6 protein-coding genes and 1 pseudogene are annotated in these 13,845 nt (G+C 68.5%); all 7 read right to left on the bottom strand.

Annotated features, from left to right (window positions below; translation table 11 throughout):
• Positions 1-35 precede the first annotated feature (35 nt).
• The 7 genes and pseudogenes from pulA to ACFYXH_RS05070 all read right to left on the bottom strand — a co-directional run bounded on the left by pulA (position 36) and on the right by ACFYXH_RS05070 (position 13,484).
• Positions 36-5,345 carry a pullulanase-type alpha-1,6-glucosidase gene (pulA, locus tag ACFYXH_RS05040; RefSeq protein WP_389560715.1) on the bottom strand — a complete coding sequence of 1,770 codons (5,310 nt, stop codon included), beginning with the start codon at positions 5,343-5,345 and terminating at the stop codon, positions 36-38.
• Between the two features lie 223 nt (positions 5,346-5,568).
• Positions 5,569-6,951, bottom strand: a pseudogene (locus ACFYXH_RS05045) (alpha-amylase family protein); the annotation flags it as partial.
• Between the two features lie 318 nt (positions 6,952-7,269).
• Positions 7,270-8,340 carry a LacI family DNA-binding transcriptional regulator gene (locus tag ACFYXH_RS05050; RefSeq protein WP_389560717.1) on the bottom strand — a complete coding sequence of 357 codons (1,071 nt, stop codon included), beginning with the start codon at positions 8,338-8,340 and terminating at the stop codon, positions 7,270-7,272.
• Entirely contained in the window at positions 8,325-9,992 is a 1,668-nt protein-coding gene (locus ACFYXH_RS05055) for a glycoside hydrolase family 13 protein (RefSeq protein ID WP_389560719.1), read from the bottom strand. The genes ACFYXH_RS05050 and ACFYXH_RS05055 overlap by 16 nt, the downstream gene beginning before the upstream one ends.
• A gap of 100 nt (positions 9,993-10,092) precedes the next feature.
• Complete coding sequence (locus ACFYXH_RS05060; RefSeq protein WP_389560721.1) at positions 10,093-11,019, bottom strand: sugar ABC transporter permease; 927 nt, start codon at positions 11,017-11,019, stop codon at positions 10,093-10,095.
• A 61-nt stretch (positions 11,020-11,080) separates the two neighbouring features.
• Complete coding sequence (locus tag ACFYXH_RS05065) at positions 11,081-12,079, bottom strand: carbohydrate ABC transporter permease (RefSeq protein WP_389560723.1); 999 nt, start codon at positions 12,077-12,079, stop codon at positions 11,081-11,083.
• Between the two features lie 133 nt (positions 12,080-12,212).
• Positions 12,213-13,484 (bottom strand): extracellular solute-binding protein, encoded by a 1,272-nt coding sequence (locus ACFYXH_RS05070; RefSeq protein ID WP_389560725.1) that lies wholly within the window; start codon positions 13,482-13,484, stop codon positions 12,213-12,215.
• Positions 13,485-13,845: the final 361 nt, after the last annotated feature.

A 13,845-nucleotide genomic window follows, 5' to 3' on the forward strand; every position in this document is an offset into this window, starting at 1 on the left:
CCCCGTAGTCGGCCCACCACGCTAACCCGCTTCGGTCAACTGCGGGCGAAAACGGCGACGCTACGCGCCGGTACGGTGAAGCTCCCTGAACTCCCTTCGTACGAAGCCGACTTGGTGATAGGGTCCGCGCCCGCGGCCTGCACCGGGTGGAGCGCGTACGCCTTCCCGGCCAGCGCCGTGACCCGCTGCGTCTGCCGCTCCGGTGTGGCGTTGAAGACCACGACCAGATCGCCGACGCGCATCGTGATCACGCCCGGGGTCTCGTCCTTGCCGGAGAGCGGGAAGGAGACCGCGGACTGCACCTCACCCACCGTGCCCAGGCTGAAGGCCTTCTCGGTGGTACGGATGGTGAGCAGGTCCCGGTAGGCGGCCGAGGCGCCGGTGATCTGTGGGCAGCCGACCGTGATCGACGTCAACAGCGGCTTGGCGTACGGCCACTTGGTCTTGTTGTCGGCCTCCGGCGGCAGCCCGCGGCCGAAGCCGTTGCCGTCCCGGCAGTCCCAGTGGATCGCGTTGAACCAGTCACCGCTGTCGTACGAATTGCGGTCCAGCGACTTGGAACGGAGCAGGTCCGTCCCGGCCTGCGAGAGCGCCGGTCCCTGGGAGAGGGCCGCGGTCGCCATCGCCAGCACCTGCATACGGGCCCGGTCCGCCGGTGAGGTGGTGGGCGGAAGCTTGAAGGCGAGAGCGTCGTACAGCGACTCGTTGTCGTGGGCGTCCGCGTAGGCGAGGGCGTCGCCGGGGGCGGCGGCGTATCCGGCCGGTGCGCCGTTGTAGTCGACCTCGGAGCCCTTGACGCTGCGGCCGGAGCTGTCGGTGAAGGAGTACGCGGCGAGATTGCCCGTCAGACCCACCTTGATCAGGTCCTGGTAGTGCAGCAGCCGGGCCTTCTGCTCGGCCGGAGTGCCGTTCGCCGCCGAGGAGTTGGGGTCGGTGTAGAGGCCGGAGGCGAAGCCCTGCACGCCCGGGTCCTCGTCGAAGGGCCCGCCGCCGCGCACCGCGTCACGGGCCCGGTCGGAGAAGGTCGCCACCCCCGTGCCCGCCATGTTCTTCTGGGTGGCCTGGACGAAGCGGGCATCGTCCGCGATCTCCCCGAAGTTCCAGCCCTCGCCGTAGAGGATGATCTTCTTTCCGTCCACGCCGTCGCGCGCGGGCGTCAGCTCGTCGAGCGCCTTGCGCACCGCGAGGATATTGGCCTTCGGATGGTGGCCCATCAGGTCGAAGCGGAAACCGTCGACCTTGTACTCCTTCGCCCAGGTGACGACCGAGTCGACGACGAGCTTGCCCATCATGGCGTTCTCGGGCGCGGTGTTCGCGCAGCAGGTGGAGGTGGCGACGGTGCCGTCGGCGAGCAGCCGCTGGTAGTAGCCCGGCACGATCCTGTCGAGCACGGACTTGTCGGCCTGTCCGCTCGCCACGGTGTGGTTGTAGACGACGTCCATGACGGTGCGCAGGCCGCTGGAGTTCAGGGACTGCACCATCTGCCGGAACTCGACCGTACGCCGGGTGCCTTCCGGATCGGAGGCGTACGAGCCCTCCGGGACGGTGTAGTGCAGCGGGTCGTAGCCCCAGTTGTACGCGTCCTTCGCGGCGGCCTTCGCGATGCAGGCCTGCTGCTTGTCGGAGTCCGGCGCGTACACCAACAGATCGCAGTCGGGCACGGACTGGTCGGACTTCTTCTCCGGGATGGTGCCGATGTCGAAGGCCGGCAGGAGGTGGACGTAGGAGGTACCGGAGGCGGCGAGCGCGCGCAGATGCTTCATGCCCTGCGAGCCACGGTCGGTGAAGGCCAGATACTGCCCCGGGTGCTTCGATGTGCGGTCCGCGACCGAGAAGTCGCGGATGTGGAGCTCCTGGATCTGCGCGTCGCGCAGCGGTGTCGCGGCCGGCTTCCTGAGACCTGTCCAGCCCGCCGGGGCGAGCTTCGGGTCGGCGAGGTCGATGACCAGGCTCCGTGCCGAGTCGGTGGTCAGGGCGGTGGAGTACGGGTCGGTGACCTTGTTGGTGACGAGCTTCTGGACGCTGGGCGCCCAGACCTTCACCGCGTATCTGTACTGCTTTCCTGACCAGCCCTTGGGGCCGGTGACGGACCAGACGCCGCTCGCGTCGTCCCGTCGCATGGCGACCGTTCTGCCGTCGAGTTCGAGCGAGACGGAGTGCGCGGTGGGAGCCCAGAGGGAGAGGGTGGGGCGGCCGCGGTCGAAGACCGGTCCCAGGGCTGCCTTGGTGGCCTTGCCCGCGTACAGGTCGTCGAGGATCCCGGCCGTCTGGACGCCGGTGGCGGCGAGCAGCGCGCCGTTGGCCGCGCGCTGGGTGGCGATGAGCTGGCCGCGCAGCGACTGCCGGACCCGGTCCCGGTCGCGGGTGTCGACGGTGAACGCCGGATAGTCCTTGAGGTGCGGGTACTTCGCCTTCTGCGCGTCGCTCAGAGTGGCGGAGGTGAGACGCAGCCACCGGCCTTCGTCGGACAGTGCGCCGTCCTTGACGGTGATGCCGCCGTCCGCCGCGTACACCAGCTGCTGGCTGGTGGCGTCGGTCGCCTTCACCTTCCACACCACGGTGTTCCGGTCGATCCACTGGGCCTCGGCCTTGGCGAGGTCGAGCAAGGGCGCGCCGCCGGTCTGCGGCAGCAGATACTTCGGCTGCCCGGCCAGCAGCCAGACCTCGTTCGTGTACGTCGCGAGGTCCAGGGACTGGTCGGTCGGCAGGTCCTTCTGGTCGCCCTTGTGGAGGATGTAGCTGAGCGAGGTCGCGCCGGCGGCGAGCGGCACCTCGAAGGTCACTCCGTACGCGTCCTTCTTCACCGGCTGGAGCGGCTTGGACCAGTCGGTGGGCGATGCTGCGCCGGTCCAGGTGTGCAGACCCCAGCCGTCGTAGTCGCCGTCGGCGCGGTTGTAGTGGAGAACGGCCTTCGTCCTGTCCTGCGGCGGGTAGGCGCCGTCGGGCGCGGTGTCCGACTGGCCTTCCTTGCCCTGGGCGATCCACACCTGGCCGGTGCGGGCCAGGTCGACGGTGCGTTGCGGGCCGTCCGCGGTGCCGTTCTTCTCGACGGTGTACGGGACGTTCGTGGCGCCCTCGGCGAGCTTGACCCAGGCGAAGGCGCCGTACGCGTCACGGCCGGTGAAGGCGGCCTGCTGAGTGCCGGTCCTGAGCTGCCAGCCGTCGTAGTCGCCGTCGGGCCGCTGGTAGTGGACGACCGCGTAGTCGCGCTCGACGGCCACCGGCTTCTCGGGCGGCGGTGCCTGGCCGGCGGTCGTCTCCGCCCGGTCACTTGCTGTACGTCCCGCGCTGTCCACCACAACTGCCTTGTAGCGCAGGGGGGTTCCGGCCGCCACATCGACGTACTGAGTGACCTTGTACGGGGCGTGGTCGGCCGAGCCGAGGGTGCGCCACTTGCCGTTGCCCGCCTGGGCGGCGAAGACGACGCGGTTGAGACCTCCGCCGTTCACGTCGGCAGCGATCTCGACGGTGCCGGTGGCTCCGGCGGCCGGGGCCTTGAGGGTGAGCGTGGGCTTGGCGGCGGGCGCGGCGAGCGGCTTCGCGGCCCGGAGCACGACGGAGGACAGCGCAGGCACGGTGACGGTGATCTTCCCGTCGACGGCGTGCACCGCGCCCGAACCGCCGTACAGCGCACGGAAGTCCGTGGCGTCCGCTGGGATGGTCACGGTCTTCGCGCTGTCCGCGTTGTTGACGGCGACGAGATACTCGATGGGCCCGGTGCGCGCCTTGGCGTCGGTGCGGGAGAAGGCGTACACCGAGTCCTTTGCGTACCGCTCCGTCTGGACGCCGTCGCGCAGCGCCGGGTGCTCCTTGGTGAGCTTCGCGAGCGCGGCGATCGACCGGTAGACGGGATGCGAGGTGTCGTACGCGTCGGACGCGTGCGTACGGTCCGTCCCCAGCTGGTCGTCGTCCAGATAGTCCGCGGTCCTGGAGGCGAAGAGGCTCTGGCGGGCGTCCTTGTCGCCGCCCGCGCCGGTGAAGCCCTGCTCGTCGCCGTAGTAGATCACCGGATTGCCGCGGGAGAGGAACATCAGCTCGTTGGCGAGCCGCGCCCGCTTCAGCAGTTCGGCGTCGTCGGCCTTCGGGTTGTCCTGCTTGAGGAAGGTGCCGATGCGGCCCATGTCGTGATTGCCGAGGAAGGTCACCTGCTCATAGGCGTTGGCCTTGTCGCTGGTGTAGCGGTAGTCGTTCCCGAACACGCCGGCGAGCTGGTCGGCGGACGCGCCCTGCGAGGCGTAGGCGCGGGCCGCGCTCTGGAAGGGGAAGTCGAGCGTGGCGTCGAGCCGGCCGCGCGTGACGTACGGCGAGGTGATCGCCGTGTCCCCGGCGAAGATCTCGCCGAACATGAAGAAGTCGTCCCGGCCGCGCTTGGCGGCGTATGCGTCGAGCGCGGTGGCCCACTGGGTCCAGAAGTCCATGTCGACGTGCTTGACGGTGTCGATACGGAAGCCGTCGATGTCGAAGTCGCGGACCCACTTCTCGTAGATCTCCTCCATGCCCCTGACGACCTCGGGACGCTCGGTCCACAGGTCGTCGAGGCCGGAGAAGTCGCCGTACTCGGAGCTCTCGCCCGCGAAGGTCGAGTCACCGCGGTTGTGGTACATCGTCGGGTCGTTGAGCCAGGCGGGCACCTTCTTCCCGCTGACCTTGGGCGTGTACGGGAACGAGCCGGCGTCGACCTTCCCGATCCCGGCCCGGTCGTCGAACGGGCGGCCGCTCCTGTCCAGGTACGGATAAGCGCCCTTGGGGCGGTAGCCGTACTTCTTCTCGGCGTAGTCGACGGTGTCGGCGGTGTGGTTGGTGATGACGTCGAAGAAGACCTTCATGCCCTTGGCGTGGGCCTTGTCGATCAGCTTCTCGAGGTCGGCGTTGGTGCCGAAGTGCGGGTCGACCTGGGTGAAGTCGGTGATCCAGTACCCGTGATACCCGGCGGACGCGTCCTTGCCGGTGCCCTGGACGGGCCGGTTCTTGAAGATGGGCGCCATCCAGATGGCGGTGGTGCCGAGGCCCTTGATGTAGTCGAGCTTGCTCGTCAGGCCCTTGAGGTCGCCGCCCTGGTAGAAGCCCTTGTCGGTGGGGTCGTATCCGGTTTCGAGGCGGTCGCCGTCGAGTCCGCCGCGGTCGTTGGCCGTATCGCCGTTGGCGAACCGGTCGGGCAGGGCGAAGTAGAACTGCTCCCGCGTCAGGTCATGCCGCGCGGGCGTGGCGGCGAGCGCGCGGTCGGAGGGCGGGGCGGGGGGTCTGGGCGCGCCGGCGGCCGGCCCGGCGGATATGAGCGCCGCGAGGAGGGCGGCGGCGGTGCCTATGGCGGTGCCGGCCGCGCGGACGCGGGGGGTGGTGGTCACCGGTTGGTTCTCCTTGGGTGGGGACGCCCTTCGGGCGTGTCCTCAATCGCCGGACCGGCTGAAATTTCCGCCGGACCGGCGGAAATTCAGCCCCGCCGGCGATTGAGGCGCGGGGTCTGGGGCGGAGCCCCAGGTCGGACGGTGCCAAATCAAGCCCCGCCGGCGATTGAGGCGCGGGGCTTGGGGCGGAGCCCCAACAGGAGCCCCGCCCCGGCAAGGGCTAGCCGCAGGCGCGGGCTCCCGCGTGGAGCGCCACCGCCGTGTTCGGGGGCAGCGTTGCCGTGAACTGGCCCGAGGTGCTGACCGTCACCGAACGGCCCGACTGCACATCGCAGTAACCACCCGCCGGCAGCGACGTCTGGAACGTGCGGGTGAGCGACGACGACTCGTGGTTGATGGCGACGTACGCCTTCGAACCCCGCCCGAACGCGATCTGGTCCCCGCCGTTGTCCCACCAGTTGACGACGCCCTGACCGCGCGCCGTATTGCGGAACGCGACCATCGACTTGATCTCTGGCCAGGCGTGCTGGCACTTCCAGCCGTCCTGCCAACAGGCGTTCACCGTCCCGCCGTTGGGCGGTCCAGCGTCCTTGTCCGACCACTCGTAGCCGGAGTGTACGTCCGGCGATCCGTACGGCCACGCCAGCATGAAGACATTCGCGAGCGTGTAGTTGGCGCCGTCCTTGTAGTTGAGGGTGTCGCCGCCGCGTTCGGTGTCGTGGTTGTCGACGAAGACCCCGGACTTGCCGGACTCCATGTACCCCCACCCCTCGCCGTAGTTCTTCAGATAGGCGAGGTTCTCGTTGTTGAAGACCCGCTTGAGGTCACGGGCGTACCGGAACTCCTGGACGTCGCCGTTCCCCAGGTACTCGCTGGGCGAGACCGCCTCGCCCGCCCCGTAGATCGCTTCCTGCTTCCAGTACACGCCGGGATTGCTGAGCCTGGACTTGATGTTGGCGAGGTCCGCGGCCGGCATGTGCTTCGCGGCGTCGATACGGAAGCCGTCGACGCCCAGCGAGAGCAGGTCGTTCAGATACGTGGCGATTCGGCCGCGTACGTAATCCTCACCGGTGTCCAGGTCGGCGAGCCCGACAAGCTCACAGTTCTGGACGTTGGCGCGGTCACCGTAGTTGATGATGTTCGAGCGGCAGTCGTCCATGTCTGCGCCGGAGTAGGTGCCCGGGTAGTTGTACTTCTCGTACGAGGAGCCGCCGGTACCGGTGCCGGACGCCGACGCCATGTGGTTGATCACGCTGTCGACGACGACCTTCACACCCGCCGCGTGGCAGGTGCTCACCATGCTCTGGAACGCGGCGCGGTCGCCGAGCCGGCCGGCGATCTTGTAGCTGACGGGCTGGTACGAGGTCCACCACTGCCCGCCCTGAATGTGCTCCTGGGGCGGAGAGACCTGGACATGGCCATAGCCGGCCGGGCCCAGGGTGTCGGTGCACGCCTTCGCGACCGACGCGAACTTCCACTCGAAAAGGACGGCCGTGACGTCCTTGTCCCCCGGCGGGGTCGCCTGTGCGGCGCCCGTCGGTGCAACCACACTCACCGCGGCGCCCGCCACAAGGGCGAGCGCCGCGGCCAGAGGTCTGCCGGCCATTTTTCCTCCTGCATGGGGGGAGGTGCGGGTGACGGTGCAGCCTTGTCCGGCAACGCGCCGTGCCCGTAAGGCCTTTGAGGGTTCTTGCTGCAAGGCAGCAGAAAGTTATTGCGGTCGTGACCGTACGAGCCTCCCCGGTCCGGGGTCAACCCTTCGGACACGCTCTCGTCACACTGCGGAAATCTTGCTGTTTCCCAACTGCAAGACCTTTCGCAAGTTTTGCAGGGGTGCTACTTTCAGCCATGGCTCCGGGCCGGCCGGCCGGGGGGCCGGCACGTCCGGTCCCCACGCGCTCGGCCGGCCGGTCCGGTTACGCGTCTACCGGCGCGCCTGCGCGGTGGTGCCCCGGACCACGAGTTCCGGCTGGAACACATACTCCGTGCTCTGTACCGGACTTCCCTGCAGCTCCTCCAGCAGCGCGCCGACCGCCGCGGCCGCCATCGCCTTCACCGGCTGGCGGATCGTCGTCAGCGGCGGATCCGTGAACGCCACCAGCTGCGAGTCGTCGAACCCGACCACCGAGAGGTCGTACGGCACATCGAGGCCGCGCTCCCGGGCCGCCCGGACTACGCCGAGCGCCATCATGTCGCTGCCGCAGACAATGGCGGTGCACTCCTTGTCCAACAGCGCACCGGCCGCCGCATGGCCACCCTCGACACTGAACAAGGAGCGCTGGACCAGCTGTTCGGCCGCGGCGCCGGTGTAGCCCAGGATGGAGGCGAGGCCGTCCAGAAAGCCCTCGGTCTTGCGGTGGGCCGGCACATAGCGGCCGGGACCGATCGCCAGACCGATCCTCTCGTGCCCCAGTTCGGCCAGATGGTGCACAGCCATACGCATCGCCGACCGGTCGTCGCAGGAGACGCAGGGCGCGCTGATGTGCTCGCTGTACCCGTTGATGAGGACGAACGGAACTCCCCGGGCGACGAGTTCGGCGTACCGCGTGTGATCGGCCGAGGCGTCGGAGTGCTGTCCGGACAGGAACACGATGCCGTTGACGCCGCTCTCCTGGAGCTGTTCGACCAGCTCGTCCTCGGTCGCGCCGCCCGGCAGCTGGGTGCAGAGCACCGGGGTGTAGCCGTGTCCGGCCAGGACCTGCTCGATGGCCTGGGCGAACGCGGGGAAGATCGGGTTGATGAGCTCGGGGGTCAGCAGTCCGATGAGACCCGCACTGCGCTGCCGCAGCCGTACGGGCCTCTCGTATCCGAGCACGTCGAGCGCCGCGAGCACCCGCTGACGGGTGCCGCTCGCCACGCCCGGTTTGCCGTTCATCACGCGGCTCGCGGTCGCCTCGCTGACCGAAGCCTGAGCCGCGATGTCCGCGAGCCGCGGGGCGGTGCCGGTCTGGACGGCGCCGCCCCGCGACGGGGGAATCGTCACACCGTCCACCACACAGCGGTGTCCGCGGGCAGCTCGGCCTCGCCCTCGGCCGTCCGAACAGCGCTGCCGGCCAGCAGTACGCGGCCGGGTGCCGGTATCCGTACGGCCGTGCCCGTCGTATTGACGGTGCAGACAAAGCCGCCTTCCCGGCGGAAGGCGAGCACGCCCTCGGGCGCCTCCAGCCACTCGACCGAGTCGCCCGCGCCCAGCGCGGGGTGCGCGCGGCGCGCCGCGAGGGCGCTGCGGTACAACTCCAGGGTCGAGTCCGGGTCACCGGTCTGCGCCTCGACGCTCAGCCCGGCCCAGCTGTCCGGCTGGGGCAGCCAGCTGCCGCCCGCGCCGAAGCCGTACGACGAGCCCTCTGCGGTCCACGGGATCGGCACCCGGCAGCCGTCGCGGAAGCCGTCCTGGCCCTCCGTGCGTCCGAAGGCCGGGTCCTGCCGGACCTCGTCGGGCAGGTCGGTGACGTCGGGAAGACCGAGCTCCTCGCCCTGGTAGAGATAGGCGGATCCGGGCAGCGCCAGCATCAGCAGGGTGGCGGCGCGGGCCCGTCGCAGTCCCAGCTCCCGGTCGCCGGCCTCACGGATCTGGGTGCCCGCCGGCGGGCCCGCGAAGCGGGTGGCGTGGCGGGTCACATCATGGTTGGAGAGCACCCAGGTGGCCGGGGCGCCGACGGGCCGCATGGCGTCCAGCGACTCGTCGATCACCCGGCGCAGCTCGTCCGCGACCCAATGGGTGCCCAGGTACTGGAAGTTGAAGGCCTGGTGCAGCTCGTCGGGGCGCACGTAGTTGGCGGTGCGCTCGACGGTGGGTGTCCACGCCTCGGCCACGGCGATGCGGTCGCCGGGGTACTCGTCGAGGATCTTGCGCCAGGCGCGGTAGATCTCGTGGACGCCGTCCTGGTCGAAGAAGGGCATGACATCGTTGCCCAGCAGTTTCAGCTGGTCGCTGCCGCCGATGTCGGGCAGGCCCGGCGCCTTGACCAGGCCGTGGGCGACGTCGATCCGGAAGCCGTCGACACCCATGTCGAGCCAGAAGCGCAGGATCGAGCGGAACTCGTCCGCGACGGCCGGGTGTTCCCAGTTGAAGTCGGGCTGCTCGGGGGCGAAGAGGTGCAGATACCAGTCGCCGGGGGTGCCGTCGGGGTTCTCGGTGCGCGTCCAGGCGGAGCCGCCGAAGATGGACTCCCAGTCATTGGGCGGCAGTTCGCCGTTCTCCCCCTTGCCGGCACGGAAGTGGTAGCGGTCGCGCAGCGCGGATCCCGGGCCCTCCTTCAGTGCGCGCTTGAACCATTCGTGGGCGTCGGACGAGTGATTGGGCACCAGGTCGACGATGATGCGCAGCCCGAGTTCGTGGGCGTCCCGGATCAGCGCGTCGGCGTCCAGCAGCGTGCCGAACATCGGGTCGATGGCGCGGTAGTCGGCGACGTCGTAGCCGGCGTCGGCCTGCGGGGAGGCGTAGAAGGGGCTGAGCCACACGGCGTCGACGCCGAGTTCCTTGAGGTACGGCAGTCTGCTGCGGATGCCCGGAAGGTCGCCCATGCCGTCGCCGTTCCCGTCGGCGAAGCTGCGGGGGTACACCTGGTAGATGACGGCGTCTCTCCACCAGTCCGCGGAAGCCGCGGGCAGGTCGGCGTGATGGGCGTCAGCCAGGTACTGGGTCATTCTCGATCCCTCTGAGGCTCGGTACAGCGATTCGGGCGAAACGTCGGGCAGCAGGGCGCACCCGGCCGGTCAGGGAGCCGGGTGCCCCGGTTCGTGGGGGTCAGGATTTGGCGGCGCCGGCGGTGAGGCCGGTGACCAGGTGGCGCTGGACGAGGTAGAAGAACAGCGACGCGGGGATGGCGATGAGCACGGAGGTCGCGGCCATCAGGTCCCACTGGGTGTCGTGCTCGCTGATGAAGGTGGTCAGGCCGATGGCGAGGGTGTACTTGTCGTCGCTGAGCATGAACACCGACGCATAGGCGACCTCGGCCCAGGCGGTGAGGAAGGTGTAGAACGCGGCCACCGCGATACCCGGCCGGGCGAGCGGCAGGATCAGCCGGTAGAAGGTGCCGAACGGAGTGAGTCCGTCGATCCGGCCCGCTTCGTCGATCTCCGCGGGGATGGTGTCGAAGTACCCCTTGAGCAGCCACGCGCAGTACGGGATCGCCGTGGTGCAGTAGACCAGGATCAGGGCCCAGTAGGTGTCCAGCAGACCCAGGTTGGCCAGGATGTTGTAGAGCGGCACCATCAGGATGGCGACCGGGAACATCTGGGTGATCAGGAAGGTCCACATCAGCTGACGGTGTCCCGGGAAACGCATCCGGGAGACCGCGTAGCCGGAGCTTGCGGCGATGAACACGCCGAGCAGGCAGGTACCGAGCGCGACGATCAGCGAGTTGACGAACCACTGGAGGAACGACGTGTCGTTCAGGACCGTCGTGTAGTTCTCGAAGCTGATCTTGTCGGCGATGTCGCCGGGGTGGAGGAAGTCGGTCTTGTCCGGGCCGAGCGAGATCCAGGCGATCCAGCCGATCGGGAAGGCCGCGACAAAGCTCGCGATGATCAGCGCGCCGTGGATCAGCAGGGATACGGAACGGGGGCGCTCTCCGCGCTTCAACTGCCTCTTGCCCGAGGCGCGCTTGCGGGGCTGGCCGGCGGTGGCCGCCTCGGCCGCTCCCGCGACCCGGACATCTGCTGTGGTGCTCATGGGGTTGGCCCTCTCTTTCGTCATGGCTGGTGCTTACTGCCCGGTGGCCCTGGGCGGACCGTCAGACGGCCTTCTCGTTGCGGGCCAGCCATCGCCGGTAGAAGGAGGCGAAAACGATGAGCATCGACAGGATGATGACGCCGTACGCGGCGGAACCGGCGTAGTCGCGCGGGTCCTGTCCGAAGCCGAGGCGGTACGCCCAGGTGACGAGGATCTGGGCGTCCGTGCCCGAGTTGTTGCCGAACAACAGGAAGATGACGACGAACTGGTTGAAGGTCCAGATGACGCCGAGCAGGACGACCGTGCTGCTGACCGAGCGCAGGCCGGGCAGCGTCACATACCGGAAGCGCTGCCAGGGCGTGGCACCGTCCACCTCGGCGGCTTCGTAGAGCTCGGGCGGGATCGACTGCAGACCGCCGAGAAGAGAGACCATCATGAAGGGGACGCCGACCCAGGTGTTGACCATGATGGCGGCGGTCTTCTGCCAGAAGGGATCGCTGAGCCATGCCGGGGTGGGCAAGTGGGCCCATTCCAGAGCCATGTTGAAGACACCGCCGTCGTCGGCGAGGATCAGCCGCCAGGCGAAGACGGTGACAAAGGTCGGCACCGCCCACGGCAGGATCAGGACCATCCGGTAGAAGGTGCGGCCGCGGATCTTACGGTTGAGCAGCAGGGCGAGGCCCATGCCGATCCCGTAGTGCAGGGCCACACAGACAACGGTCCAGACGATGGTCCATATGAAGTGGGGCCAGAACTGGTGGTCGCCCCCGGAGAGGATCTCCGTGTAGTTGTCGAGACCCACCCACGAGAAGCTGTCGGGGATCTTGTTGACGCCGATCGTCCGGCCGACGTTGTTGCTGTTGGCATCGGTCAGCGACAGATAGATGCCGCGCACCAGGGGGTAGAGCACCAGCACGCCGATGACCGCGACCACCGGGGCGACCATCGCCCAGGCGTACCAATTCCGGTTGTACGACTGCCTGATACGGCTCATCGGCCCGCGACGCGGCCCGGCGCCACGCTGGGTCTTTCGGCTTCCGCCCTCGACGGCGACGGTCATCTTCGACACCTTTACGACAGATTCTCAGCAGGGTGTGCGGCCTGGTGGTGCGGCCGGTGGGCCGGGCGTACCACCACGGGCGGCCGTCCGGCCCGTCCCTGTTCGGGAGCGGTCCGGACGGCCGGTGGTCGCCTTAGGAGAAGTCCTTGAGCAGCTTCTTGTAGGACTCGGCGGTGGTGTCGAGGCCCTTCTGGGTGCTCACCTTGCCCTGAAGGATCGCGGTGAGGTTGGTGCCGAGGTCGGCGAAGAGCGAGCTGTACTCGGGCAGTTCGGGACGCGGCCGGGCGGAGCCGGCGAGGATCGCCTGGAACTCGGTGATGCCCGGGGTGGCCTTGACCTCGGCGGTGTAGGCGGAGGTGCGGGTCGGCAGCGTGCCGTTCTTCAGCGCGATCTTGGCCTGGGTCTCACCCGAGGTCATGAAGCCGACGAACTTCTGGGCCGCGGCCTGGTGCGCCTTGTCGGAGCCGGCGTACACGGAGAGGTTGTGGCCGCCGGTCGGGGCGCCGGCCTTGCCGGAGGCGGTGGCCGGGACGTTGGAGATGCCCAGGTTGGCCTTGTCCTTGAAGGCCGCGCCCTTGTAGATGTTCGTCAGCTCCCACGGGCCCTGGACGATCATCGCGACCTTGCCGGTGTTGAACGCGTCCATCATGTGGGCGTAGGAGTCGGCGGTCACATCGAGCTTGGAGACGCCCGGCGCGGCGAGCAGGGCCTTGCTCGTGTCCACGGCCTTGACGGCCTCGGGCGAGTTGACCGTGATCTTCTTGCCGGCGGCGTCGACCATGTCGGTGCCTTCGCCGAAGAGGAACGGCAGCTCGAAGTAGGCGTCGGCGCGGAGGGTGAAGCCGTCGACGCCGGCCTTCGCCTTGACCGCCTTGGCGACGGTCTTCACCTCGTCCCAGGTGGCCGGCGCCTTGTCGTAGCCGGCCTTCTTCAGGATTTCCTTGTTCCACATCAGGCCGAGGGAGTCGGTGACGAAGGGGGCACCATAGGTCTTGCCCTGGTACTGCGCCTGCTTGAGGAGCGAGGGAGTGATGTCCCCGGTGTTCTTGAGCGCGTCCGTGCCGTCGAGCGGGGCCAGGAACTGCGACTTGGCCCAGGAGGCGGTCCAGCCGACCTCGGCGCGGATGATGTCGGGGGCACCCTTGCTGCCGGCCGCGGTCTGGAACTTGTTCTGCGCCTGGTCGAACGGGACGTTGACGTACTTGACCTTGATGTCCTTGTTCGCCTTTTCGAACTCGGCGATCATCGCCTTGTACGTCGGCGCCTCGTTGGTCGCGTTCGACGTGTCCCACCAGGTGAGGGTGACCGGGCCGCCGGCCTTGTCACCGCCGTCGTCCCCGCCGCACGCCGTCGCTGCCAGTGCCAGTGCCGCTACCAGCGCGGTGGCCGCTATGCCACGCCGCATGTGAACTCCTTCAGAGATGCCCGAGATGGCGGAGGCCAAGCCCCCTGCCGACCGCTCCCTCGCGGCGCCGGGTTCGGCAGGAACGTAACAAGGATGAAAGAGAGCGGAAAGACCTTGCGGCAATTTTCTGCAAGAGTGGGGGATCGTTACATCCGCGTGTCCTGAGAGTTGCCATTACATCGCTTGACGGCGGCCATTTCCGCCGCCCCGCGCACCTGCTACAGACTCCTGCAACACCCCTCGCAAGCTCTTGCAGGGCTGTTATTTTGGTCCTCCGAGCACCGTCACCACGCGCCCACACCCACGTTGACCTCGTTAGTTGTACGTCTCCCCCGCCCCCGGACCGTACGAGAGGGACCTC

It is taken from the genome of Streptomyces sp. NPDC002730, assembly GCF_042888805.1.
Lineage (GTDB): Bacteria > Actinomycetota > Actinomycetes > Streptomycetales > Streptomycetaceae > Streptomyces.